The sequence below is a fragment of the Mucilaginibacter sp. P25 genome (genome assembly GCF_050859465.1).
Lineage (GTDB): Bacteria > Bacteroidota > Bacteroidia > Sphingobacteriales > Sphingobacteriaceae > Mucilaginibacter > Mucilaginibacter gossypii.
Genome location: NZ_CP193937.1, coordinates 2,712,495 through 2,739,190, shown reverse-complemented (window position 1 = coordinate 2,739,190; position 26,696 = coordinate 2,712,495). Strand labels below are relative to the sequence as shown.

The following is a 26,696-nucleotide window of genomic DNA, read 5'->3' as shown; positions in this document are numbered from 1 at the left end:
CTCAACGGGAAGTTGACAAATTTTTTCATCTCCTTGAGATTTTTGAAAGCGTAATTCTAACTTTTCCAGAATTATATCCTAAAAGTTCAATTAATAAAAAGGTGCACAGAGCTGTTTTAAGTAAACAGCTCTCTGTTTTCTATACCACAAGCAAGTACAAAATTTCTATTGTGGCAATATTGGATAATAGGATTAGTACTTCTAAGTGGCCGTAACCCCCAACGCCTCTTCCAGCTTCTCAACCGACATATCAATCCCTTCAACAATATTTGTTGCCTGCAGATAAAAGCCTTCGCGTTCGGCCAGTTTGCCTGTTATAAATTCAATCAGTTCATCACCTTTTTTCCCTTGCAATACCGGACGTATTGTTTTGCTGTTCTCCAGCCTGTCGGCCAAGGTTTTGGGAGATAGTTTTATGTAGAGGGTTTTACCGTTGGCATTCATCCAATCCATGTTATCAAAAAAACAGGGCAATCCTCCACCGGTTGATACCACCGTATTTTCGGCATATTCAGTTTCTTTCAATACCTGCGATTCCAGCTTACGGAATGCATCTTCACCAAATGAGGAAAAATATTCGGCTATGCTCATGCCTGCTTTGGCTTCGAGCACATGGTCAAGATCAATAAATTCATAGCCCCATTTGGCGGCCAGTTTGCGGCTCCAGGTTGTTTTGCCACACCCCATAAAGCCCACAATAAAATATTTCATAAAAATTTCTTCAGCTTAATTTTACCCGAGGGTCAATCCAAACATAGATAACATCCACCAGGATACTGATCACTACAAATATAAACGCGATAAACAATATAGAGCCCATCACCACCGGAAAATCCGACATTTCCAAAGCATCAACAGTAGCTTTACCTAATCCGTTATAACCAAAAATGTATTCCACAAAAAACGAACCTGCCAAAAGCGACGCAAACCAGTTGGCAATGGCGGTAATTACCGGGTTCATGGCATTTTTAAGTGCATGACGGTAAATAATCGTCCGGTTACTTAATCCTTTCGCTTTGGCAGTTCGGATGTAATCCTGCCCCAAAACATCAAGCATCGCATTACGGGTAAGCTGCACAATAATAGCCAATGGGCGCAAACCCAAAGTAATTACCGGCAGTACCAGATTTTTCAGCGTAATCACCTCCCCTTTAAAAGGATCATAGCTATATAAACTGCCCGACATATTTAAATGCGTGTAATTACTTAGCACAAAACCAAAGATCCAGGCAATGATAATCCCGGCAAAAAAGAAGGGGCAGAAATGCCCAGTGTTGAAAAACTAATAGCCAGTTTATCAATCCAGGTATCTTTATTAACCGCGCTTGCCACGCCCAAAAAAACACCGATAATGATAGCGAAGATCATAGCAGCCGCGGCAAGCACCAGTGTATTCGGGATTACTTCCATCAATAATGAAGCTACATCTTTACGGGTTTGGTATGAACGCCTTAAATAAGGCCATTTCAACGCCAGCACTTTGCTTTTGCTCACCGGGAATAGTTTTACATAGCCGTAGCGCTGTTGCTCGTCAGCCGTATTAAGATGGATCCCTAATGGGGAAAGATCATTCAGATAATAGGCGAATTGCACCGGGACTGGTTTATCCAGCCCAAACTCTTTGCGTACGGCCTGAAGCGATTGTACGTCGGCACGCTGCCCCTGGGTCATACGGGCAGGGTCTACAGGTAAAATATTGAACAGGAAAAAAACAACAAACACTACCCCCAGCATTACTGCCAGCCCGTACATTAATTTGCGGAGCAGGTAGGGGATCATTTTGTTATTTCTGCAAGTATTCCTTTACTATGTCTTCGTATTTAGGCACCGAATGATAATGCCACTTATTAATAACGGTGCCATTCTTAATTAACAAAACGCCCGGATTGGAACGCACCATTGATTTCAGCGGAACACCGTCTGCATAAAAGATTTCGCTGATCAGTTTATGCTCTTTGGCAAACGCTTTGGCATCGGCTGCGGAATTTGAGGTGAGCAGTACGGTACGGATATTATAATTATCAGTCAAATTAATGGCCAATGCGTTTAAGCGATTGATCGCATCTTTATCTGTTTCGCTCAAATCATAGGCTACAATGAACAGGCTATAAAAAGGGCTCGAAAGTAATTCTTTGGTATAATCGTTCCGCTGTTCATCCTGGATAGCAAGGTCACGAATTTTAGGCTCATATCCCTTTTTTACCAGGCGGTTTTCCGGGTCACCAACAACTTCCCAACTGGCGTCCTTCCAGATATTACTTTTAAGGTATTCCTTATCGTTCATCACCCTGGTAGCGCCAGTCTTTTTGTTTTTGAGGTGATAGGTAAGTTCAAACTCGTCAAGAGGTGCACCAGGCGGAATCTTCATTTCATCGGGCAGGTTAGCACCTATTTTGTATGGCAAAAAATCAATGACCGGCGAAAAGTTGTAGGTGTATACGCCGAAGCCAACCGAAACTACGGCAGCGCAGATCAGCCACTTATCGCCAACCTTCGCGCTAAATAATGGCTTAATTTCTTTGCGCTTTACAAACAATACCAGCACCAAAGCCAGCAAAACCATATCCTTACTGAAGGACTGCCATGGTGTTAAGGGAATAGCATCGCCAAAGCAGCCGCAGGTTTGCACCACTTTAAAAAAGGCCGAGTAAAAAGTTAAAAAGCCAAAAAAGATGATCAGTAATAACAATCCCCAGGCAACCTTAACAGCGCGGGCACCAATGAGCAAGGCGAAACCCAGCAACATTTCAAGCGCGCATAACACAATAGCCATCGTAAGCGCAAGCCCATTGAGGAAAGTTATATGAAAAACCTCAAAATACTCAACCAGCTTATACGAAAAGCCCAGCGGATCATTGGCTTTAATCGCTCCCGAAAATATAAACAACAAGCCCACCAATAAGCGTGGGATCCATATTACAGCGCTATTTGATGATGTATTTTTCATAAGCTTTATTTGCCCAGATGTATATTAAGCTTGATCAGCGCGAAAACGGCATAGTTCAGCATATCCTGGTAGTTGGCTTTTACACCTTCTGAAGCTTCTGTAAGGCCTTGATTATCTTCTATCTGTTTTACGCGGAGCAGTTTCATCAGTATCAGATCTGTCAATGAACTGATGCGCATATCGCGCCATGCTTCGCCGTAATCATGATTTTTGGCAAACATCAGTTCTTTGGTTTCATTCACCTTCTCGTCAAACATCTGGCTCACATGATCAGGGTTAAGCTCGGTCGACATTTCGGGGCCGCATTCCAGCTGCATCATGGCTATCACACAATAGTTAACAATGCCGATGTATTCGCCGGTGATATCATCGCCCACTTTTGAAATTTTCTTCTCTTCTAAAGTGCGGATGCGCTGGGCCTTGATAAAAATCTGATCGGTAATGGATTGCGGACGGAGGATACGCCATGCGGTGCCGTAGTCGCGGGTCTTTTTCATGAAAAGGCCTTTACATATATTAATTACGCCTTCGTATTCTGCTGCTGTATTAGTCAAAAGATGATGTGTTTTGTTTGTTGTAATGTTGTAAAGCTTAAATGTTGGGAGGTTTTGAAGCCTGCGCCTGTAAAGTTAGTTAACTTTGCCGTATTATAACTTTGCAACACTTAACTAACCGTGACTAAAAATACATTTTTCCGTAAAAAAGTTACACTTAATGCCGGGGGCCGATTGATTGATCTTTCATCGCCAAAAGTGATGGGCATTATCAATATCACACCCGACTCCTTTTTTGCCGATAGCCGCAAACCCGGCGTTGATGAAGCCCTATTTCAGGCGCAAAAAATGCTCGCTGATGGTGCAACGTTTTTAGACATTGGCGCGTATTCATCACGCCCCGGAGCGGTTGATATTTCGGTTCAGGAAGAAACGGACAGGTTATTGCCTGTTGTTGAAGCTATTGCTGCCCAATTCCCGGAGGCTATTATGTCGATAGATACCTTCCGGGCAAAGGTTGCCGAAGCGGCTGTAAAAGGCGGCGCACATATTATCAATGATATATCAGGCGGCATGCTTGATGGTGATATGTTTGCTACTGTTGCCCGCCTGCAGGTGCCTTATATCTTGATGCATATGAAAGGCACTCCGCAAACCATGAACCAACTGGCCGAATATGACGATGTATTTGGTGAGGTGTTTGATTATTTTATCTCGAAATACAGCGAATTAAAACGCCTTGGGGTACATGATGTGATCCTTGACCCAGGTTTCGGCTTTGCTAAAAAAGCGGAGCATAGTTATGAACTGATGAGCCGGATGAATGAGTTTAATATGTTGGGTTTACCTGTGCTTACTGGTATCTCCCGTAAAAGGATGATCTACGGTTTATTGGGGAATACGGCGAAAGAGGCGTTGAATGGTACTACAGCTTTAAATACTATTGCATTGACGAAAGGTACCAATATTTTGAGGGTACATGATGTGAAAGAGGCCGTGGAGGCGGTGAAGATTTGGGAGGCTTGTAAAAGTTAAAATTCGGCGGCCGGGAGGCCGCTTGATAGTTTGGCACTCGGCGAGAGCCGAGCGCCGGCCTTTTTATTTTAATTTTTTATCAACTTAACGCTGACGCTCGGCTCCTGCCGAGTGTCGACTATTTCGCGGCCTCCCGGCCGCCGCAGCCCAAACAATTAACTGCTACTCGTCAACCTTAAACACAGAATCAGGGTTAGCGCTACTATACACATAAGCTACAGGATCGTTCACAATCATAGCTTCAACAGGATTATTGTGAATATAATCTGCCTTCTGATCAAACACTTTTACTGTTATCAGCTCGGTAGGATGCGTTGTCTTTTGCCAAAACTGATATTCACTATTTTGCTGAGTAGCATTTGCATAATATCTGAACATATAATGCAGCCATTCTTTTCTGCTTTCCGTATGGCTATCAGTTATCAATGCTATAATACGCTTAGCTGTATAACTTTTGAGGTCTCTTATAATTTGCGGAAGTTTTGCTTCCTCAGATTCAACTATGAGATGAATATGGCTAACCATTATACAATAAGCATACACCTTTAAGCCCTTGTTTTTTCTGCAAAATTCCAGGTTATTTAAAAACTCTTCGCAATATTCAGACCGGGTGAAAACATCTATCCAGCCAACTACCGTGAGGGTTACAAAAAACGGGCGATCTGTATTGGCTTTTCTGAATTCTGACATGATTTAGGCTTATTTGCGCTACGGCGGCCGGGAGGCCGCTTGATAGTCGACACTCGGCTGGAGCCGAGCGTCAGCGTGTTTGTTTATTTATTTTATTTCTATTTTCCCGCCACCGCTCGGCTCCAGCCGAGTGGTAACTATTCCCAGGCCTCCGGCCTGCGTTAACCTTTTTCTTTTTGCTTCTTAATTCTTAAAGTCCTGATTCTGAAAAGCCCCTTCCATCGTTTTCAAAATAGCATCAACATATTCCCGGTCATTAGCCAGGCGTGGTACCTTATGCTGGCCGCCTAATTTTCCTTTTTCCCTCATCCAGTTAAAGAAAGTACCATCAGGTGCGCGACGAGACTATCGGGCGGCGAAGGGCAAGGTCTTTAAAACGTTTGGCGTCATAGTCGGAGTTGATGCGGCGCAGGGTTTCATCCAACAGGTCAACAAAACGCTCAAACTCGGCCGGTTTCTTTTCAAATTCAATAATCCACTCATGGGCACCGCATTCATTGCCGTTAAAATATACGGGAGCTGCGGTGTATTCCCTGATAATGGCGCCTGTTTGCGAGCAGGCTTCGTCCAATGCACGTTCGGCATTGTCAATGATTACCTCCTCGCCAAAGGCATTGATAAAATGTTTGGTACGACCCGTGATCTGGATCCTGAATGGCGAAAGCGACGAAAACTTAATGGTATCCCCTATCATGTAGCGCCACAGGCCCGCATTGGTTGATATGATGAGCGCGTAGTTTTTGTTTAGTTCCACCTCATCAAGAGTAAGTGTTTCAGGGTTTTCATCGTGAAGGTTTTCGATGGGTAAAAACTCGTAAAAAACACCGTAATCAAGCATCAGCAGCATATCGCCGGGCTCTTTGGTATCTTGTATGCCAAAGAAGCCTTCGGAAGCGTTATAATTTTCGAGGTAATACATATCCTCATGAGGGATAAGCTTTTTAAACTGCTCGCGGTAAGGTGTAAAATTCACCGCGCCATGGAAATACATTTCCAGGTTGGGCCAAATTTCAAGCAGGTTATTTTTGCCGGTGATCTCCAGGATGCGTTTAAACAACACCAGGTTCCAGGTGGGTACGCCGCTGATACTGGTAACATTAACATCCTTAGTAGCATGGGCTATCTTCTCAATCTTTTCCTCAAAATTTTCGAGCAGGGCAATGTCTAAATGCGGTGTACGGTGAAACTCGGCCCACATGGGCAGGTTTTTCATGATCACCGCCGAAAGATCTCCAAAGGAAGTATCCGGACTTAGCTGACTGATCTGGTGACTGCCCCCGAGCGTCAGGATTTTCCCCGTAAACATACGGGCGTTAGGCTGATTATTGAAATAAATGGTGAGCAGGTCCTTGCCACCTTTAAAGTGGCATTCTTCCAACGCTTCTTCACTTACCGGGATAAATTTGCTCCTGTCGCTGGTAGTACCCGATGATTTCGCAAACCAGCGGATCTCTGAAGGCCACAGCACATTTTTTTCGCCTTTAAGCATCCGCTCAATGTAAGGCTTTAACGTATCGTAATTTTGTATGAGGACGCGCTCCTTAAACTGGCCCAGATTTTCGATACTTTTATAATGGTGTTTTTTGCCCCACTCCGTGTTTTCAGCAACCGATACAAGTTGCTCAAACCATTCTTCCTGCACTTCATTAGGGTACTTCATAAAAAGCTCTATCTGGTGGATACGCTTTTTCATGAACCAGGTAAATACGGAGTTAAAGAGGGTCATAGGGTTATTATTGAGGAAAAACCTTTCTTTTAAGCACAAAGTTTGCCCCAAGATACACTTTCCTCACCATTTCATTCTCAGCCAATACCTCGGGCACGCCTGATTCTAATATTTTACCTTCAAAAAGCAGGTATGCGCGGTCGGTGATCGATAGCGTTTCCTGCACGTTGTGGTCGGTTATTAATATACCGATGTTGCGGGTACGCAGTTTGGCCACCATCGCCTGGATCTCCTCTACCGCAATCGGGTCAACCCCTGCAAAAGGCTCATCCAACAGGATAAAGTTTGGCTCGGCAGCAAGCGCGCGGGCAATTTCTGTGCGACGGCGCTCACCGCCCGATAACAGGTCGCCCCGGTTTTTACGCACTTTGTGCAAGCTAAACTCATCGATCAGCTCTTCCAGCTTATCTTTTTGCTTTTCTTTAGACATATCGCCCATTTCAAGCACCGCCTTAATATTATCCTCAACCGAAAGCTTCCTGAATACCGAGGCTTCCTGCGCCAGGTAGCCTATCCCTTTTTGGGCACGGCGGTACATCGGATCTTGCGTTATGTCCTGATTATCCAGGTGAATAGTACCTTCATTAGGTTTTATCAAACCTACTATCATATAAAATGATGTGGTTTTACCTGCGCCATTAGGCCCAAGTAAGCCAACAATTTCACCTTGTGCCACATCAAAAGACACGTCGTTAACAACGGTACGCTGCTTGTATTTCTTAACTAAATTATCTGCTCTTAGTATCATTTTTTGTCTGAACCATGATTTCCGGGATTCATGGATTACCCTGATTACCTCACCCAACCCTCTCCTAAGGAGAGGGCTTTAATTTAAAAGTCTCCCCCTTTGGGGGAGATTTAGAGGGGTTAAACCTTATCCCCTTCACATTCAACTGTATCGTTCTTCTTTCGCGCCAAACATTTTCTTCTATCGAATAGCACATTTCGAACGGAACACCCGGCCTTAATTGTTCCAGGTACTGGCCGTGGTTAAAGGCTATGCAATCAAATACTGCCGATCCTTCCTGCATTACGCTCATTTTAATGTGCGAGCCGCCAACCAAACCGGCGTTACCACTAACATACACATTTTTACTTATGAAAACCGGCGCCATATTTTCGGGCCCGAAAGGAGCAAATTGGCTCAGGATCCTGAAAAATTTTGGTTCTATCTGGCTTAAACGTAATTCGGCGTCAATTTGTATTTGCTGGATCAATTGTTCGGGTTTTATGGTAGAGCTTACCACCTCCTCAAACCTTTCAATAAAAGCTTCAAGGTTTTCGGGGGCCATGGTAAGGCCGGCCGCATACTTATGCCCTCCAAACTGGATCAGCAGATCTTTGCAGCCACAAAGCGCTTCGTACAGATCATATCCTAAAACCGAACGTGCCGACCCGGCTACATGCCCATTTGAACGGGTAAGCACAATGGTTGGTCGGTAGTATTTTTCAGTAAGTCGCGACGCCACAATACCTATTACCCCTTTATGCCAATCTTCATTAAAAACCACCGTCGATTTACGGGCAATCAACACCTCGTCATTTTCTATCATGCCAAGCGCTTCGTCGGTAATGGTAAGATCATGCCCCTTGCGTTCGGTATTGCGCACATTGATCATGGCGCTTTTTTCTTTGGCAACCTCTTTATCCGTTGCTATCAGTAATTCAACGGCATGTTTGGCGTCATCTATCCTGCCCGCCGCATTAATCCGCGGGCCCAGCGAAAATACTACATCTGATATAGTATATGTCCCTGTCTTGCCCGCTATCTCCATCAAGGCTTTAACGCCTATACATGGGTCAGTATTTATTTTTTGCAGGCCGAAATGAGCCAGCACCCTATTCTCTCCGGTGATATGAACAATATCACAGGAGATGCTGATCACCACCAGGTCGAGATAGCAGTTTACTTCTTCAATTGGGATATTATTTTTTCGGCATAGGCCTGGATCAGCTTGAAGCCAATGCCGCAGCCGGATAATTCTTTATATGGATATTCACAATCTTCGCGTTTGGGATCAAGCACCGCTACCGCTGCCGGAATAGATGTGCCTGGCAAATGGTGATCACAGATGATAAAATCAATGCCTTTTTCATTGGCATAGTCAATTTTATCAACTGATTTAATGCCGCAGTCGAGCGCTATGATTAACGTAATACCATGCTCGGCAGCGTAGTCAATTCCCTGGGTAGAGATCCCATAACCTTCTTTGTAGCGGTCGGGGATATAATATTCAATATTGGTATACAGCTTTTTGAAAAAACTGTAGGTTAGCGCTACAGCTGTGGTGCCATCCACATCGTAATCACCGTAGATCATGATCTTTTCGCCTGCTGCCATGGCTTGCTCAATACGGAGGATGGCCTTTTCCATATCCTTCATCAGGAATGGATCGTGCAGGTGCCGGTGATCGGGCCTGAAAAAATAGCGGGCATCTTCAAAGGTGGTAATACCACGCTGCACAAGCATAGCGCTTAATACGGTATCGATATTGAGTTGGGCGGCTAATTTTATTACATCATCATGGTTTGTATTATCCTTTAGCGCCCAACGTTTATTCATATCTTTGCAGCTTGAAACAGTAAATATACTTATGCTCTGTTAAAGAGCCAAAGGTACATTCAAAATCTGATACTACGTTTACTATGGAATTTTTTGCTTTAGGTGAGGGCTCATATTCGGTTGATGCAACCAAGAAATTTATCCCGTTTAACCCGGAAACTGATAACCCCAAAGACCGCCCGGCTTCGTTGTTCATTCACGTTAACCCCTTCCTCATCAAAACAAAAACCGATCTGATTGTATTGGATACCGGCCTTGGCTTTAAAGATACCCGCGACGAGCTCATGCTGCACCAAAACATCCGTAATGCGGGTTTCGATCCGGATGATGTAACCCTGGTGATGATGTCTCACCTGCATTATGACCACTCAGGCGGTTTGGTAGTTGAACGGAATGGTAAATTAGTACCCAGCTTTCCGCAGGCCGAGCACGTGATCAATAAACAGGAATGGGAGTTTGGGATCAGCGGCAAAGGCTCATCGTACCATGTTGAAATATTTGAAGCGTTACAGGCCGAAGGAGCTAAGATAACTTTAGTTGAAGGCAGCGGTGAGTTTAAACCGGGCATCAGGTATGAACATTCGGGTGGTCATTGCCCGGCGCATCAGGTATTTTGGTTTGATATAGAAGGCGAAAAAGTATTTTTTGGCGGTGATGAGCTTCCCGAACCAGAGCAACTGTTGAGGAAATTCATAGCCAAATACGATATGGACGGCCGCAAGGCTATGATGCTGCGCGAAGAATATGGTAAAAAGGCTGCCGCCGAAGGATGGAAATGCCTGTTTTACCATGCTAAATCGTTCACTATCGGAACCGTTGAAACAGAAGGAGACCATTTTAAGGTTAAACCGGTTTAATTTTCGGCAGCTACCTCAAAAAGTTCTTTTATCTTTTCAACGTTGAGCGGCTTGGAGATAAAATCTTTAACCAACGGATATGAACGCGCTTTGTTAATATCGTTGCTAAAAACGGATGATGAAATAATATAGATCTTGCTTTTGCCCAGGGGATCGAGGTTGAGGCGCTTATACTCATCCAAAAATTCCCAGCCATTCATAATGGGCATATTAATATCAAGCAAAATATAATCGGGCAGTTTATTAGGGTCTTTTCTCTGGATATCAGAAAGTTGCTCAATCGCATATTTTCCGTTCAGACAGGCCATAATTTCTGTATTAAGTAAAGCTTTCTTTATCAGTTTTATGGAGATAAAGTTATTTATCTCATCATCATCAACCAGTAATACACTTATGGCTTTATTGTTAATATTCATATCTAAAATTTAAGCGCGTTGTTTTATACGAGACCACGATTCAAAAAGTTATATTCCTTATAGTTGTAAATTATAAAAAACAATACATTTAAACGGCTCCGCAGCGTGAATATTTCATTTGATCTGGCCACTTAAATAAAGTTCAAAAAAATACAGGACAGAAATTAGCCATTGAATTTAAAAGGCGTAGTCATGCTCCACCCGGCAAATGCGTACTTTATAATTCAGGTACCATTTATCGCGCCCCTGCTGCTGGGCAAACAGGTGCCGGGCATTAGCTTTCCAATTCTTAATAGCTTCAACCGACTGCCAATAAGACACCGTAATTCCAACATTGTTACGCGCCGATTCAACGCCCAGAAAACCTTCCTGCTGCCGCGCCAGTTCAACCATTTCATTAGCCATATCGCCATAGCCTTCCTCTACACCGGTACGTACCGATGTGAATATTACCGCATAATAAGGGGGCTGTGGTGTTTGGGCGATAAGGCCCTCTAAATCTCCCCTAAAGGGGGAGACTTTTGAATTACCTTCGGGATTAGCTGAACTCATAATATATATTTCTGCGAAAAATAAAAACCCTCCTTGTTTAGGGGAGGGTTGATTTAAAATCTATTCAATCACGCTTTCTTCAAACTCATACTCTTCCAGCGGAGGGCATGAGCAGATCAGCGTTCTGTCGCCATAAGTGTCATTAACCCTGCCCACCGAAGGCCAGAATTTGTTGGCAGCCACGTAAGGCAGCGGGAATGCTGCTTTTTGACGGGTATAAGGATGCTCCCACTCGTTGCCGGTAATTACAGCTACGGTATGAGGTGCATTTTTTAACGGATTGTTTGTTTTATCAGATAAACCATCAACCACATCGGCAATTTCATGGCGGATGGAGATCATGGCATCGCAAAAACGGTCGAGCTCATGCTTAGGCTCTGATTCGGTTGGCTCAACCATTACCGTACCCGCAACCGGGAACGAAACAGTTGGCGCATGGAAACCATAATCCATTAAACGTTTGGCAATATCCGTAACCTCAATACCTGCCGATTTAAATGAGCGGCAATCCAGGATCATTTCATGCGCACAACGGCCATTAGCACCAGCATATAGTACAGGGTAATGCTCCTGTAACCTGGCTTTAATGTAGTTGGCATTCAGGATAGCATAACGGGTAGCGTTAGTCAAGCCTTCGGCACCCATCATGGCAATGTAAGCATGTGATATGATGAGTATAGATGCAGAGCCCCATGGCGCTGCAGATACTGCATGGATTGATTTCCCCCTGTCGATATCAACTACAGCATGACCAGGCAAGTAAGGAACCAAATGTTTAGCAACACCAATTGGGCCCATGCCTGGGCCACCGCCACCGTGAGGGATACAGAATGTTTTATGCAGGTTAAGGTGACAAACGTCGGCACCGATATTGGCCGGACTGGTTAAACCTACCTGCGCGTTCATGTTAGCACCGTCCATATAAACCTGGCCGCCGTTTTCATGAATAATTTCGCAAATTTCAATGATGCTTTCTTCAAATACGCCGTGAGTTGATGGGTAAGTAACCATCAGGCATGAAAGCTCGTTTTTGTATTGCTCAGCTTTGGCGCGCATGTCGGCAACATCAATGTTTCCGTTATCATCGCACTTAACCACCACTATCTTCATGCCGGCCATAGCTGCAGATGCAGGGTTGGTACCGTGTGCCGATGAAGGGATCAGAGCAATATTACGGTGGCTATCGCCCCTGTCATTGTGATAAGCGCGGATTACCATTAAACCGGCATATTCGCCTTGCGCACCGGCATTTGGTTGCAGGCTCATGGCTGCAAAACCGGTGATTTCGCTTAGCCAATTGTTGATCTCATCAAACAGCTGCATATAACCGCCAACCTGGTCGGTTGGGGCAAATGGATGGATTTTACTGAACTCGGCCCAGGTAACAGGTACCATTTCGGTGGTAGCGTTCAGTTTCATGGTACAAGAGCCTAAAGCTATCATAGAGTGGCAAAGCGAAAGATCTTTCGCTTCCAGTGATTTGATATAACGCAGCATTTCATGTTCAGACCGGTGGGTATTGAACAGGCTGTGCGTTAAATATGCAGAGGTACGCTGAAGTTCTGTAGGAATAACCGTTTCAAGGCTTGCATTAACGCCATCGAAATCAACATCGTTAAATGTTTTACCTTTAACTTTGGCAAAGAACCTTACTATGGTTTTGATATCCTCAACCGAAGTTGTTTCATCGATAGAGATAGTAACTATTGAACCTTCATAGTTTAGGTTCATTTCGTTATTCAACGCTTCAGAATGAATAGGGCCTGCAAGATGTGCTACATCAAACTTGACAGTATCAAAGTACGCTTCGTTAAGCTGCTCATAACCAAGCTGTCCTAAAGTTTTAGCTGTTAATACGGCTAAACCGTGGATCCTTTCGGCAATCGCTTTAATCCCATCCGGACCATGATATACGGCGTACATACCAGCCATAATAGCTAACAGTGCCTGTGCGGTGCAGATATTTGAGGTAGCTTTATCGCGGCGAATGTGCTGCTCGCGGGTTTGCAGGGCCATGCGCAGGGCATAATTATTGGCGCTGTCGATAGTAACACCGATGATGCGGCCCGGGATAGAACGTTTATACTCTTCTTTAGTAGCGAAGAAAGCGGCATGAGGGCCGCCAAAGCCCATCGGTACACCAAAACGTTGCGACGAACCAACAACGATATCGGCACCCCATTCGCCCGGAGGGGTTAATAGCGCAAGGCTCATGATATCGGCAACAACGGTAAGCTTAATACCTTTTTCATGACCTTTTGCAGCAAAATCGGCGTAGTTATAAACCGCGCCATTGCCGGCAGGATATTGTACAATAGCGCCAAACATATCGTCGGTTAACTCAACGGTACGGTGGTCGCCTATTCTCAGCTCAATGCCATAAGGCTCTGAACGGGTTTTTAAGATATCAATAGTTTGCGGGAACACTTCTTCAGAAACGAAGAAAACGTTGGCGTTGTTATTTTTACGCAAGGTATATTGCATAAACATAGCCTCGGCAGCGGCAGTACCTTCATCAAGCAAAGAAGCATTGGCAATTTCCATACCGGTAAGGTCAATAACCATGGTTTGGAAATTTAGCAAAGCCTGCAGGCGGCCTTGTGCAATTTCGGCCTGGTATGGGGTGTACTGCGTGTACCATCCGGGGTTTTCAAGAATATTGCGCTGAATAACGCCCGGTACAATTACATCATAGTAACCTTTGCCGATGAATGACTTGAAAACTTTGTTTTTTGAAGCCGTTTGCTTTAAGGTGTTCAGGTAATCGAACTCGCTTTTTGCCGCGGGCAGGTTAAGCGGTTTGGCAAGCCTGATCTTTTGCGGTATGGTTTGCTCTATTAATTCATCAAGCGTACTTACACCGATGGTTTTTAACATTTTGGCCGTGTCGGCCGCGCTTGGAGCAATGTGCCTCGACTGAAACTGCTCCTGATAGGTTGTATTCAACTTCATGAATTAATCGTCCCTCTTAAATTTACCGCAAAGGTACGATTTTGCAACATGAGTAACAATTAGCTAATATGATATTGACAATGCATTTACAGGAAAAAAATGTAATTTGGCTCTTGAATACCTAAACATGACGGGCAGGCGAGTTTTACTCTTTATCACTATTTTTCTTTTCATCAGCTTTAAAAGCTTTTCAGCTGTTTTTACGGTAACCAGCAATGCCGATTCGGGGCCGGGTACCTTGCGCGAAGCATTAACCTTAGCCGCGGCTAATGGCAGTGCGGAAAAAGATTACATTTATTTTAATTTACCCAACCTGACCGTTGCCGACAGAACCATTTCTATTAAAACAGATCTGCCCGAGATTACTTCAGATATTGTGATCGACGGCTCGACGCAGCCTGGCCCCCCTTTATCCATAAACGGCGCAAAAGTTGTTATTAACGGTTTTAATGAACAGGCGAGGATTCGGTTTTGCTTTATTGTTGGTACCGTGAACACATTTGAGCTTTATGGCATTGTTGCTAAAAACTTTTTCGTTGCCGACGGTCCGCAGGGAGGATATGGGGGTATCTTTGTATCACTGCAAGGGAAAATAGGGCATGTAATTATCGGCGCGCCCGGAAAAGGTAATGATATATACAATGTTGGCTGGGCCGTTGAAGGCATGGGCGAAGACAACTCATTAAACCTGCCTACCTGCCGGGTCCAAACATTTGAAATGAAAAACAACCTGATTGGTATTGGTGAAGACGGTATTAAGATAGGCGCCTATAAACAATCCATAATAGGCTTGCCGTTTACTTTCAATGTAATTATAGGTGGTGACAACAAAAATGAAGGCAATACTATTTTCGATTTGGTAAGTTTAGTGCCCGCCGCGGCACATCAGGACCTGGAACAGGATTTTAATTTCAAGATCAAAAACAACATTTTTTCGGCCAATTCCCAACAGCAACGAACCAATGATCCTTATATCGATATCGATAGAAACGACCAGGCCTTTGTAATGGGTGTTGAGCCATTGTTACACTACTCCAAAAATCAACTGGTGAGGTCTTAGATAACGTTTTCGGGTACACACTATTCGTATCCGGATTAACCAACCTCAATCTTAATATCCAGCATAATTTTTTTGGCACTTCAACCGATCAAAAAAATAAAATTCCGGTTGGCGGCGAGGCCATAACGTTTTACTATACCGAAGGGAATATTTTAGTGGGAGGGCCAGATAACAGCAAAGGCAATGTATTTACCAACTGTGTTCAGGATCAGCGCGCTATAGATTATGAAGAAGCGGTGGTAAACACCGCCGTATCCGGCCCCGATTTTAATTATCTAAACCATGTTGAGCTGTCGCACAACTCATTTTACTGCAATAACAATCCGGCCTACACCATACAAACCGTACTTGAAAAGAAGCCCATTAGCGTCTCTGTTGATCAATTATCTGCAACAAATGTAAATGGCATCACCAAACCAAATGCCCGGGTGGAATTATTTTATACCGATAAAGAATGTGATCAATGCCAACCTAAAACCTATGTAGCAACAACTTATGCCGATGCCGCCGGTAAATGGACCTACAACGGAAGTTTACTGCCAGGTTACGGCGTTATGGCCGGGGCTACGTTGAACAATATATCGTCGGAATTTACTGATACGCGGATCCTTTTTTCAAATACTGTAGTGATCACCCACCAGGAATGTGATATGGGCGGCTCTATCAAAAACGCGTTAGTGGTAACCAACGCTAAAAAACTGGAATGGTTAAATGAAAACGGCGATGTGGTTGGCACCAAAATAGATTTAGAAAACGTACCGGCCGGGAAATACCGCTTACGGGCCGAGCAATTTGGTTGCGTTAAATATTCGCCCTATTTTCTTGTTGAAGATCATACACCGAAATTTTTCGATTTCGAGAAAAAAGTGATTCAGCCATCCTGCGGCAACGGAGGGGCGATTACCAACTTGTACACTTCATTTGCGGATAAAACCGAATGGTTTAATGGTAAAAACGAGGTGATATCCAATCAACAAGATCTGTACAACCTTGCCGAAGGTAGCTATACGCTGCGCATTACCGGGCCGCGGGGCTGTGTAAAAACTTATGGGCCTGTCGTTTTAAAAAACACAACCGGCCCAACAATTGATCAATTACATCCCAATAAACAATCAACCTCCTGCGGCCAATCTACAGGTTCCATAAAAAACATTATTGTCACAGGTACCGGCAATATAAAATACAGCTGGCTAAACTCACAACACCAGGAAGTTGCCACCACTAATGACCTTACCGGGCAGCCGGCAGGTATGTACACATTAAAAGTTACAGACGACAGCCAATGCGGCCCTGTATATTCTTCAGAGATCGAGATACCTGAAATTAACGTCATAACGCTTGATGAAAACAACGTTACAAAAGGGCAGGCAACCTGCAATCAAAATAACGGCTTTATCAAAGGGATAACAGCTCCGGGGGCAACACATTATCAGTGGGTTAATTTGGCCGATAACAGTACGGCAGGCTCAACTATCAATTTACCAAGCGCCGCTGCCGGCAGTTACCGGCTTACTGTAAGCAATGATTTTGGATGCAGCAAAATAAGCGGGATTTACACTATTGATGCCACTCCTCCTACTGTTTATCCAAACTATAATGCTAATATCATCAATAGCTGCGCAGGTCAAAACAACGGCACAATCACCATAATAACGGATAACCCTGTTAAAACTATGCGATGGGTGGATGCTAACGACCAGCCCGTAGGCACAGATGCAAACCCGCACGGCCTTAAACCCGGCACATATAAGGTTTACTTTACTGATGCCAACGGTTGCGAAACGCTGTACCCGCATGATTTTACGGTTAACGAAATTGCTCCTTTGCAAATAGTACCCAACTCCGAAAGCCAAACAAACGACCAATGCGGGTTAAACACCGCCAGTATAAAAAACATTCAAATTACCGGAGGCACACAGCCTTACACCTATCTATGGCTTAATGAAGCCGGAGATCATATAAAAACATCACAAGATCTTAGTGGCATCGGGGCAGGAGCTTATACCTTACAGGTTCAGGACGCCAGCGGTTGCGGCGTTATGGCAAGTCGCATTTATACTGTTTTAAATGAAAACAGCAGCATTGATGCGCCGATAATTGCCCCCTTGCAATTATGCGCTCCGGGCGAAGCTTTGCTATCCGTCAGTTCTCCATCTGCCGGGAATACCTATCGTCTTTATGATTCGCAAACAAGCACTCAATACCAGGATGAACAAACCAATGGCATCTTCAAAATCAAAGCAAACCCCAATAGCACTTATTATATAAGCAAGGTTAGCGGCCAGTGCGAAAGTGAACGAACCCAGGCGCAAATAACCATCAGCTTATCTGCTATTGATATCCCAAACGCGTTCACACCTAATGGCGACGGCAAAAATGACTACTGGAAAATAAACAATGCTCAAAATTATCCGCAGGCAATAGTCCAGATATTTACCAGGTACGGGCAAAAAGTATTTGAATCAAAAGGGTATAGCGTACCATTTGACGGAACTTATAATGGCACCAAACTTCCTTCGGGAGTGTACTATTATATTTTAAATCTCGGTAAAAGCTGCAATTTGCTCTCAGGCAGTTTGTCAATCATCAGGTAACTATACAGCATTTCACCATTTTGATGTTATTTATTGTATAATAACCATCTGATCAATATAATATTCACAGTGTACTTACAGCAAAAAAGTGTATTTTGCAGCTGATTACCTAAATCAATGTTTATCAAAAAATTATCACTCTTAGTACTACTCATATCGATCTTGTGTTGCAATGTGGCCCTCGGTGCTACATTTATAGTAACCAGCAATATAGATGCCGGTCCCGGAACACTTCGCGAAGCCTTAACAAATGCAGCAGCTAACGGTACCGCAACACAGGACATCATCCAGTTTAAATTACCGGGAACACTCGTATCTGATAGAACCATCAGGCTAAGAAGCCAGTTGCCTGCCATTACATCTAACGTTGTTATTGATGGCACAAGTCAAGCTGGCATAGCTTTTGGCGTATCTGATGCACGGGTTATCATTGAGCCTGAAACAACGCCTGTAAATTTCAGCGGTCTTTTTATTAACGGCGATCCAAACTCGGGAGGGGCGGTAGCAAAAAGCATTGAGATCTACGGCCTGTATATCCGCAACTTTGCCAAAATCACCAATTTCTCCAATCCCGATTTTAACCAGGGTTCGGGTATTTATATTTTAGGTGATGCCTCAAATATCATAATAGGCGCGCCGGGCAAAGGCAACGTTATATGCGGAAACCTTAATGGTATTGTTAATTATTCAAACTACTATAACGTTAACGGCCTTGCCGATGCAAGCATTCAAAGCAATATAATCGGCTTACTTGACGACGGCTATACAGCCGCCAGCAATTTTGACGGATTGAACCTTTTTATCAGCAAAACTGTTAACATAGGTGGTGCAAATGCCAATATGGGCAACATCATATCGGCCAACGCTGTAAACATCGGTATCGGCAACACGTCCAATTTTACTGTGATGCCAGGGACTATCAATATTCAAAATAACAAAATAGGCACTGATTATACCGGCAAAAAGGATTTTAAAAACATCCCGATATTTCAGCAGAACGCGTTTATGAAGGCTTATGGCATCAGTATCAATGCTACTAATACTACGGCGAATATCAGCGCCAATATTATTTCGGGGCAACGTTTTGCAGGGATCGCTATTGAGCAGGCTACATTTAATATTACAGGTAATAAGATAGGTACTGATATAACCGGCACGGCCGATCTGGGAAACGGCGAAGGCATCAGGGTTGGCGAAAGTTCGTCGGGCACCATTGGAGGGCCGAATGCAGCAAATAAAAACTACATTGGTTATAATCAGTATGGCATTGAATCCCTTAACAGCAGGCATACACTCATAACCCGGAACAGCATTTTTTGTAATAAAGATTATGGCATAAGCGTCATGAGTAATTATTACACCGTTCCTTTTGTGCAGGTGCTCAATTTTGGCAGTACAGCGGTATCGGGAGTAGCTACACCAAACTCGGCTATCGAACTTTTCTTCTCAGACGATTGCGGAACTATATGTCAGGGCAAAACCTACATTACCACTGTTCAGTCGGATGCAAGCGGCAAATGGACATATTCAGGCAGTATCGCCAAAGCAGTAATAGCCACTGCTACCGATGGTAGTAACAACACTTCTCCGTTTTCATCGTTGGTAATACGTGATGATGATATAGTTGTTAAACATTATACCTGTACCCCCGGCAGCATCACTATAAAGCAAGACAGAAGCGGGTTATTATTTCACTGGGATAAAAAGGAGCAGAACGGCAGCCTTACAGCAATAAAAGATGGTCAGAATGTTTCGGGCCTTTTACCTGGCACCTATCAGCTCACGGTTCAATACCCGGGTGGCTGCCAGAAGGTAACACAACTTTTTGAAATAAAAGATCTTCGGATCAAGATCCAAAACGTAATTGTTCCGGTTCCGGAATGCCGCCAAAAACTGTTCCCTTTTAACGTAAACTTTACCGGCGGTGCAGGCAATCTCACTTTTACATGGAAGGACAAGAACGGCAACGTAGTGGCCAATACCCAGGCCCCCTACCTGCCCGAAGGCTCATTTACTGTAACTATTCAGGACGAGGCCGGCTGTTCGGCAACATCAACCCTTACGCCACCTATAAAAGCCAAACCGGGCCCCGATTATGACTTATCTACAATGGTTGTGACCCCTGCCCGTTGCGGTATAGCCGACGGCAGCATAAAAAATATTACAACCAAAGTTGGTATTGGTACGCTTACCTACAAATGGCTTGATGCTGCAGGCAACACCGTCGGTACTTCGAAAGACCTGGTAGGTGTAAAAGGCGGTTTGTATACCCTGGTGCTGATGGATCAAAGTGAATGTAGCCCCTATGCCACTTCACCATTATTTATCTCAGAAACAAATTCGGTAATCATTTACGATGGCTTTATTACCCCTGCCAAATGTGGTGAAAATAATGGTTCGATAACCGGTGTTGGATATCAAAATGCCAATCAACTACAATGGTACGATCCGCAGGGTAATCCCATCCCTACCAATCCTGCAAACCTCGACATTTTTAATCTTGCTGATGGCTTATACCGGCTAAGTGCGATAAATTCTATTACGCATTGTAGTAATGATAAATATTTTCCGGTTGGCCGTTTGGCTCCGGAAGTATTTACAATCAAGAACCTTATTAACGTTCCCACAACCTGCGGGCTCAACAATGGCAGCCTCCATATTGATTTTGAGGGAACTATAAAGCCAAGTTCTTATCAATGGATTAATGAAGCGGGTACAACAGTAAGTTATGGCACCGATATACCTAATGCCCCCCGGTTCATATACGCTTCATGTAACCGATAAAAATGGATGTGCTTCTGTATTGGGTACCTGGGTAATACAGGCAACCCCTTTGCTACAATTTTCGGCGAATAATGCCCCGATAGCCAAGCCCGATGAGTGCGACCAGCTATTGGGCAGCATTACGGGCATTGATGTTTCCGGCGGTGTGCCTCCATATAAATTTATCTGGACCGACGCCACCGGCAATACCGTAGGAAACGAAAAAGATTTAATAAACGTGGGTAAAGGCACTTACTCGTTAATAGTTACTGATGCTACCACCTGTGCAATACCACTACCATACAGCGGCAGCGTGGATAATCAGGAGTATAGTCCCGATGCTCCTGTATTAAACGACCAAAGGATCTGCCTGCCCGGAAAAGTGGGCCTGTCTGTTTTAAACAAAACTACAGGCATGTATAATTTATATGCCGATGCTACATCAACAACGCCGCTTCAAACCAGTAATACCGGCAATTTTGAAGTATTAATAACCGAAACCAGTGATTATTATATCTCATACAGCATAGGGTCATGCGAAAGCCCGCGCACCAAAACACATATTGAAGTTGTATTGGTCGACGTAAAATTCTCCAATACCATAACCCCCAACGGCGATGGTATAAATGATTACTGGAAGATAGAAGGCCTTGAAAAATTCCCCGGCACTTTAGTTCAGATCTTTAACCGTTACGGAAAAAGGGTATTCGAATCAAAAGAATACGCCACGCCATTTTCCGGGCAGTTTAATGGCTGGCTGCTGCCTTCGGGGGTGTATTATTACATCATTAACCTCAATACTCCTTGTAAACTGCTATCTGGCAACCTTACCTTGATCAGGTAATTTTTTAACAACATCATGACTAACCTGCCGCTTCTTTTGCGGCGGGTATATTATATTATAAAAGATATTAAACAAAAACCGTAACTTACTGGCAGGCAATATCAACCAATACTAACAAACCAGTTTATTGCCCAAATCAATTTATAAACTAACATTCAGATTAGGTTGCAGCCATGAAACACAAGTTGTTTCTGTTTATGCTATTTTTATTGCTGACCTGTTTAAATGCAGAGGCCTCGGTATTTACCGTTACGAGTAATGCCGATGCAGGAACGGGCACACTGCGCGAGGCCCTTACTAAGGCAGCCGCCAATGGCACAATTCAGCAGGATGTTATTAATTTTAACCTGCCGGGCAGCGTGACCATCACACTTTTTACGCAGCTCCCCGAGGTTACCTCTAATTTAATTATCGACGGCAGCACACAGCCAACACCCAAACTCGGCAGGAGTGACGCCAGGGTTTATATCATACCCGATGTTAGCTATACTTTTCCGGGTACTAAAGCAGCAGCCCTGTTGATGACCGAAGTTACCAATGTGGAAATATATGGCTTATGCATAAAAGGTTACAGCAGCAAACTCACAAACTTTAACGGCAACCTGCTTTTCACCGCTATATCCGCTTACGATTGTACCAATATTACCATAGGCGCACCGGATAAAGGAAATGTTTTTTGCGATAACATCTACGGTGTGTATTGCGGCACCAACTCACTAACCGACTCAAAGAATAATGATAATATCAATATCCAATCAAATTTTATTGGTTATGATGAATCGGGAACAAATGTTGTTGAATTAGGGTATGCACTTGATATAACCGCCGATAACTCATTAGTGGGTGGCCCTACCTCAAAAGAAAGAAACTATTTTGCTACCGCGATAGCCCTGAACGGAATTGATAATAAGTTTATCAATAACTCGCTTTCACTTGATGTGAACGGGCAGGACAACCGCGTAAACGGGGCATCCATACTTGTACGGTTTCAGGGAAGCAATACGCAGGTAGCCGACAATGATTTTTGTTCTACACAATTTCAGTTTATATCTGTAAACAGCTTCACTTTTATGCGTAATAAGCAAAGCAGTATACCGGGTAATTCGGGTATGTACTTATTTAAATGCAATAATGCTTTTATTGGCGATGATAATGATAACGATATCAATATCTTTAGTAATGACGGCGGCGCTTTCTATGCGGTCGAATCAAACAATATTACTATAGCCAAAAACAGTATTTCCTGCAATACAACACCATACCTGATATCAAGTGGCACAGCCATTCCCAACATTAATATAGTTGTAAACAGTGCCGCCGAATTTTCAGGAACGGCATCGCCGGGAGCTGCTATTTACATTTATAATGACAATACAGATTGCTCTGTTTGTAACCCGGTACAATACCTGGTTACGGTTGTTGCAGACGCAGCGGGTAATTGGAAGTTTACTGGCGATTTTCACAATAAAAAGCTGGTGGCAAATGCTACACTTAACAATAGCTCATCTGAATTTACCCAACCGGTCATTTCGACGTCGGCCGCCGATTATGTGAAGGTTAATCCTACTTGTTTTAAAAACAACGGATCAATCACCCTGCAAAACTTAAAGAACGTTATCGGGGTTGACTGGTATAATGACCAGGATCAATTAGTACAATCCGGTGGCCCTAAACTGGAGAGTGTTGGCGTTGGCACCTATTACGCCAAATGCTATAACGGAAATTGTTTTGCCAAATCTATCCCCATAACCTTAACCAGTTCAAATCCCGGCATTGATGATTCAGGGCTTCAAAAAGTGAATGCTTCCTGCGATGCAGCAAATGGCAGCATCAGTAATTTAAAGCTTATCAATACAAACGGCGGTACACCACCATTAAGGTGGACAAATGAAGCCGGAGATGTAATACGCAACACACTGGATATCGACGGGCTTCCCGGCGGAACATATACACTAACCATCGATCCGGACGGTTGCGCTGTGCCCTATCACATTACCCTGCTTAACCAGGAGCTTGTTATCGATCCGCCTGTGATAAGCAGCTTTCAATTGTGCGGTCCTGGCGAAACCGTTATACCTGTTAGCAATCCGGTAACAACGTCAACCTACAGGCTTTATGATAGTGAAACCAGTACTACTCCACTTGATGAGGAACCCAATGGCAAATTTAAAGTAAACGTTACCGCCAACCGGAGTTATTATATAAGCCGTTTTAGCAACGCTTGTGAAAGCACCCGCACAAAGGTTGATGTAAGTGTAGGCCTTTCAAACCTTAATATTGCCAATGTAATTACCCCCAATAATGATGGTATCAATGATTACTGGCAGATAGCAGGAATGGAAAACTATCCATCGGCCACCGTAAAAATATTTAACCGTTATGGCAAAAATATTTTTAACTCCATAGGATACAGCCACCCGTTTAACGGCACCTATAATGGCAAACCATTACCTACGGGCAGCTATTATTATATCATTAACCTCAGCTCGGGCTGTGGCTTATTATCGGGCAGTTTAAGCATTATCCGTTAGCGATAATTGCCTCAAGTACATTTGGATAGTGTTTTCCAAACCATAATACAAGGCATCGCTTACCAGGGCGTGCCCAATGCTTACCTCAAGCAGGCCGGGTATATTTTCTGCAAAATATTTCAGGTTATGTAAATCCAGATCGTGACCGGCGTTAAGACCCAGACCAGCCTGCTGAGCCGCTTTTGCTGCCTCGATATAAGGAGCAATAGCAAGTTCTTTCCCCTGCGGAAAATGAGTAGCATAGCCTTCGGTATAAAGTTCTACACGGTCGGTACCGGTTTTGGCTGCGCCCTCAACCATTGCAGGTATTGGATCAACAAAAATAGATACACGGATCCCGGCTTCTTTAAATACCGCTATCATATCTTTTAAATAATGATAATTGGTGATGGTATCCCAGCCATGATTAGAGGTGATCTGCCCTAAAACATCAGGTACCAGGGTAACCTGCTCGGGTTTATTGGCAAGCACCAGGTCGATAAATTTTTGTTCCTGGCAATTGCCTTCAATATTAAATTCTGTAGTAACAATTTTCTTAAGCTCAAACACATCGTTATAACGAATGTGGCGCTCATCGGGCCGGGGGTGCACCGTTATTCCCTGCGCGCCAAAACGTTCACAGTCTTTAGCAACCTGGATCAGGTCGGGATTATTGCCCCCCGCGAATTACGAAGGGTGGCTATTTTGTTGATGTTGACAGATAGACGGGTCATACTTCAAAGTTATAGATCATTTAGATAAATTGGCGGATATATTTAACTTTAAACCATGAAGCCTAAACAATTTATCACCGAGCTGATCGTATTGATAATACTGTATTTATTTATTGCATTTGGTATACGCTTTTTGCTGGGTATTTTTTGGGGAAATTCAAGTTTCGACATAGCGCTGCATGACACCTATTTCACACTTCCATTCAACTGGATAGATTTTACTTTATTTCCGTTTCTATTGCTTACAGCTATCGTTTATTTGATCCGGTCATTAACCAGTCGTTTTAAAAAGCAACACATAAATATCATCCTGATAATAAGCAATTTGTCTTTAATACTTTCAACTTTTAATATTTACAAAACAGTTCTGTTTTTTGAACAGCATACAACTCATGCGGGGGATGGATGGACAGTTTATCCTCCCCTTTCTGCGCTTGACCGACAACAACCGGGGCCACTGCCTTCAGAACGCCTGCTTTTCGATCATTATGTACTGACTTTTATTATCATTTTTATGCTGATATTAGTTGTCAGTACCTTTGTTGCCGGCAAAAACTGGGATGCAAAACCTCATGAACAAAACATTCACTAATTTAATATTCGCGCTATTTTGCACTTCTACCATTTTTATTGAGCAAACATCAGCGCAAACCGTTTACCGCAAAATCGGGAACTACAAGGTTTACTATGGCTGGGCGCATAATTATCCGCAAGACTGGATGATCCTTCGCCGCTTTGATAATGAAGGGCGCAATTACCTGTTGATGGTGAACCCGCAAACCCTCGAAACCAAAATAAACGAAAGCAGCTTTTATCAGATCAAACCCATGACGATGGAGCAGGCGCGTGAGTTTTTTAAAAGTACACCTTATCAAAAGGCGCTCAGTAAAGCCGAAAAACAATCTGTCAACATCCAGGACGCAGGCATCGAAAGCGGAATCCCCAAACAAACCGGCATCAGCCTTACCGCCGACCTTTGCCCATCGCACCGCCCGTTGGATAAACGCATCTTCACCGACATTTTCACCGAATTTAAAAAAGTAGAGCGCCCTGTACCAATAGCGCTTTCCATAACCGGCATCTGGATGCGCCAGCACCCGCAGGACCTGGCCTGGCTAAAACAAATGCAGGCTAACCGTGAGATCTACATCACCTGGATCAATCATTCCTTCAATCACCGGGTTAGCCTGAAAGCTCCGCTTAAAGAAAACTTTTTACTTGAACCAGGAACAGATATTAGTTATGAAGTACTGGAAACAGAACAGGCCATGCTGCGTAATGGGCTATTACCATCTGTATTTTTCCGCTTCCCGGGCCTGGTATCTGATCAGCAACTGGTATACCGAATTACCGGTTTCGGCTTGATCCCGGTTGGTACCGATGCATGGCTGGCTAAAGGCCAACAACCCCAAAATGGCAGTATTGTGCTCATACACGGAAACGGCAATGAACCTGTAGGCGTTAACGATTTCATTAAACTACTGCAGTCAAAAACACGATCAATTGCCGGTAAGCAATGGTTACTGTATGATTTACGCGAAAGTGTGGATGAAGAGTTTAGTGAAACGCCGTGAGGAAAAGCCGGCCGTGCACAGTGGCAATTAGCAGTGCAAATGCGCAGACTTACGAAGTTTAGTTTTTAAGTTTTTTGAGTATGACCTAAAATAAAAGCCCCATAGCACTCGCTGCATGGGGCTTTAAACCTAAACCTTATCACAAATCCGGGTTTGGATACCCGTAATTGAATTGTAAATATAAACATGATTTTAATAATTTCATGGGCTTTGTTACAATTTAATTCTTTTGCACCATATAACATCCATTTATATAAATCTCATATTTTTTTCACCTTAATTTAACAGTATATTCAGAATGGTGTCTGCATCGTTTTATCCGGGTGCTAAAAACAGATGTCTCATGACTTTCTCTCAAGACTTTACGCTACGAGAAGCAGCAATG

General features: G+C 43.7%; 21 protein-coding genes and 2 pseudogenes. 9 read left to right on the top strand and 14 right to left on the bottom strand.

Annotation, left to right across the window (positions count from 1 at the left end; genetic code table 11):
- Window positions 1-201 precede the first annotated feature (201 nt).
- Genes ACRQ5D_RS14195 through ACRQ5D_RS14175 form a run of 5 tightly spaced genes read right to left on the bottom strand, consistent with a single transcriptional unit; the run spans window position 202 to window position 3,444 of the window.
- Complete coding sequence (locus tag ACRQ5D_RS14195; protein ID WP_091172152.1) at window positions 202-711, bottom strand: shikimate kinase; 510 nt, start codon at window positions 709-711, stop codon at window positions 202-204.
- 10 nt (window positions 712-721) lie between these two features.
- Window positions 722-1,213 carry an ABC transporter permease gene (locus ACRQ5D_RS14190; RefSeq protein WP_432329284.1) on the bottom strand — a complete coding sequence of 164 codons (492 nt, stop codon included), beginning with the start codon at window positions 1,211-1,213 and terminating at the stop codon, window positions 722-724.
- The gene (locus ACRQ5D_RS14185) at window positions 1,207-1,779 is read right to left on the bottom strand and encodes a hypothetical protein (protein WP_432329282.1); all 573 of its coding nucleotides are present in this window, start codon (window positions 1,777-1,779) and stop codon (window positions 1,207-1,209) included. Before ACRQ5D_RS14185 ends, ACRQ5D_RS14190 begins: the two co-directional genes overlap by 7 nt.
- 4 nt (window positions 1,780-1,783) lie before the next feature.
- Entirely contained in the window at window positions 1,784-2,947 is a 1,164-nt protein-coding gene (locus ACRQ5D_RS14180; protein ID WP_431199848.1) for a BT_3928 family protein, read from the bottom strand.
- A 5-nt stretch (window positions 2,948-2,952) separates the two neighbouring features.
- The gene (locus tag ACRQ5D_RS14175) at window positions 2,953-3,444 is read right to left on the bottom strand and encodes a DUF1599 domain-containing protein (RefSeq protein ID WP_090534301.1); all 492 of its coding nucleotides are present in this window, start codon (window positions 3,442-3,444) and stop codon (window positions 2,953-2,955) included.
- Window positions 3,445-3,621: 177 nt separating this feature from the next.
- Here ACRQ5D_RS14175 and folP point away from each other — a divergent pair, with 177 nt between their 5' ends.
- Window positions 3,622-4,476: a dihydropteroate synthase gene (folP, locus tag ACRQ5D_RS14170; protein WP_091172145.1), complete on the top strand. Its 855-nt coding sequence runs from the start codon at window positions 3,622-3,624 to the stop codon at window positions 4,474-4,476.
- A 162-nt stretch (window positions 4,477-4,638) separates the two neighbouring features.
- On the opposite strand, the gene ACRQ5D_RS14165 is transcribed toward folP, so the two are convergent.
- The 5 genes and pseudogenes from ACRQ5D_RS14165 to ACRQ5D_RS14145 form a co-directional block, all read right to left on the bottom strand.
- Window positions 4,639-5,166: an REP-associated tyrosine transposase gene (locus ACRQ5D_RS14165; protein ID WP_091172143.1), complete on the bottom strand. Its 528-nt coding sequence runs from the start codon at window positions 5,164-5,166 to the stop codon at window positions 4,639-4,641.
- A gap of 183 nt (window positions 5,167-5,349) precedes the next feature.
- Window positions 5,350-6,892: pseudogene (locus ACRQ5D_RS14160) on the bottom strand (GH3 auxin-responsive promoter family protein).
- A gap of 7 nt (window positions 6,893-6,899) precedes the next feature.
- Window positions 6,900-7,640, bottom strand: coding sequence for an LPS export ABC transporter ATP-binding protein (lptB, locus tag ACRQ5D_RS14155; protein ID WP_091172299.1), 741 nt, complete (start codon window positions 7,638-7,640; stop codon window positions 6,900-6,902).
- A gap of 64 nt (window positions 7,641-7,704) precedes the next feature.
- Complete coding sequence (locus tag ACRQ5D_RS14150) at window positions 7,705-8,781, bottom strand: single-stranded-DNA-specific exonuclease RecJ (protein WP_432329279.1); 1,077 nt, start codon at window positions 8,779-8,781, stop codon at window positions 7,705-7,707.
- Between the two features lie 17 nt (window positions 8,782-8,798).
- Entirely contained in the window at window positions 8,799-9,455 is a 657-nt protein-coding gene (locus ACRQ5D_RS14145; protein WP_432329277.1) for a single-stranded-DNA-specific exonuclease RecJ, read from the bottom strand.
- Between the two features lie 83 nt (window positions 9,456-9,538).
- Here ACRQ5D_RS14145 and ACRQ5D_RS14140 point away from each other — a divergent pair, with 83 nt between their 5' ends.
- Entirely contained in the window at window positions 9,539-10,312 is a 774-nt protein-coding gene (locus tag ACRQ5D_RS14140; protein WP_091172137.1) for an MBL fold metallo-hydrolase, read from the top strand.
- On the opposite strand, the gene ACRQ5D_RS14135 is transcribed toward ACRQ5D_RS14140, so the two are convergent.
- The 3 genes from ACRQ5D_RS14135 to gcvP form a co-directional block, all read right to left on the bottom strand.
- Entirely contained in the window at window positions 10,309-10,728 is a 420-nt protein-coding gene (locus ACRQ5D_RS14135) for a response regulator (RefSeq protein WP_091172136.1), read from the bottom strand. The genes ACRQ5D_RS14140 and ACRQ5D_RS14135 overlap by 4 nt on opposite strands.
- 177 nt (window positions 10,729-10,905) lie before the next feature.
- Complete coding sequence (locus ACRQ5D_RS14130) at window positions 10,906-11,280, bottom strand: antibiotic biosynthesis monooxygenase family protein (protein WP_091172134.1); 375 nt, start codon at window positions 11,278-11,280, stop codon at window positions 10,906-10,908.
- 60 nt (window positions 11,281-11,340) lie between these two features.
- Window positions 11,341-14,232, bottom strand: a complete 2,892-nt coding sequence (gene gcvP, locus ACRQ5D_RS14125; RefSeq protein ID WP_091172132.1) for an aminomethyl-transferring glycine dehydrogenase — start codon at window positions 14,230-14,232, stop codon at window positions 11,341-11,343.
- A gap of 127 nt (window positions 14,233-14,359) precedes the next feature.
- On the opposite strand from gcvP, the gene ACRQ5D_RS14120 reads away from it, so the two are divergent.
- The 5 genes from ACRQ5D_RS14120 (at window position 14,360) to ACRQ5D_RS14100 (ending at window position 24,024) form a co-directional block, all read left to right on the top strand.
- Window positions 14,360-15,292 (top strand): hypothetical protein, encoded by a 933-nt coding sequence (locus ACRQ5D_RS14120; protein ID WP_431199847.1) that lies wholly within the window; start codon window positions 14,360-14,362, stop codon window positions 15,290-15,292.
- Window positions 15,293-15,447: 155 nt separating this feature from the next.
- On the top strand, window positions 15,448-17,886 hold the full coding sequence (locus tag ACRQ5D_RS14115) for a gliding motility-associated C-terminal domain-containing protein (protein WP_432329273.1): 2,439 nt from the start codon (window positions 15,448-15,450) through the stop codon (window positions 17,884-17,886).
- 117 nt (window positions 17,887-18,003) lie between these two features.
- Window positions 18,004-20,670, top strand: a complete 2,667-nt coding sequence (locus ACRQ5D_RS14110; RefSeq protein WP_432329271.1) for a gliding motility-associated C-terminal domain-containing protein — start codon at window positions 18,004-18,006, stop codon at window positions 20,668-20,670.
- Window positions 20,633-21,493, top strand: coding sequence for a gliding motility-associated C-terminal domain-containing protein (locus tag ACRQ5D_RS14105; RefSeq protein ID WP_432329269.1), 861 nt, complete (start codon window positions 20,633-20,635; stop codon window positions 21,491-21,493). The genes ACRQ5D_RS14110 and ACRQ5D_RS14105 overlap by 38 nt, the downstream gene beginning before the upstream one ends.
- Before the next feature lie 173 nt (window positions 21,494-21,666).
- A complete protein-coding gene (locus tag ACRQ5D_RS14100; RefSeq protein ID WP_091172125.1) occupies window positions 21,667-24,024 on the top strand; it encodes a gliding motility-associated C-terminal domain-containing protein in 2,358 nt (785 codons plus the stop codon).
- On the opposite strand, the pseudogene ACRQ5D_RS14095 reads toward ACRQ5D_RS14100, so the two are convergent.
- Window positions 24,007-24,737, bottom strand: a pseudogene (locus ACRQ5D_RS14095) (pyridoxine 5'-phosphate synthase). The gene ACRQ5D_RS14100 and the pseudogene ACRQ5D_RS14095 overlap by 18 nt on opposite strands.
- Window positions 24,738-24,792: 55 nt before the next feature.
- Here ACRQ5D_RS14095 and ACRQ5D_RS14090 point away from each other — a divergent pair.
- Together ACRQ5D_RS14090 and ACRQ5D_RS14085 are read left to right on the top strand one after the other, a co-directional pair.
- The gene (locus ACRQ5D_RS14090) at window positions 24,793-25,329 is read left to right on the top strand and encodes a hypothetical protein (protein ID WP_091172122.1); all 537 of its coding nucleotides are present in this window, start codon (window positions 24,793-24,795) and stop codon (window positions 25,327-25,329) included.
- Complete coding sequence (locus tag ACRQ5D_RS14085; RefSeq protein WP_091172120.1) at window positions 25,310-26,311, top strand: polysaccharide deacetylase family protein; 1,002 nt, start codon at window positions 25,310-25,312, stop codon at window positions 26,309-26,311. The genes ACRQ5D_RS14090 and ACRQ5D_RS14085 overlap by 20 nt, the downstream gene beginning before the upstream one ends.
- Window positions 26,312-26,696: the final 385 nt, after the last annotated feature.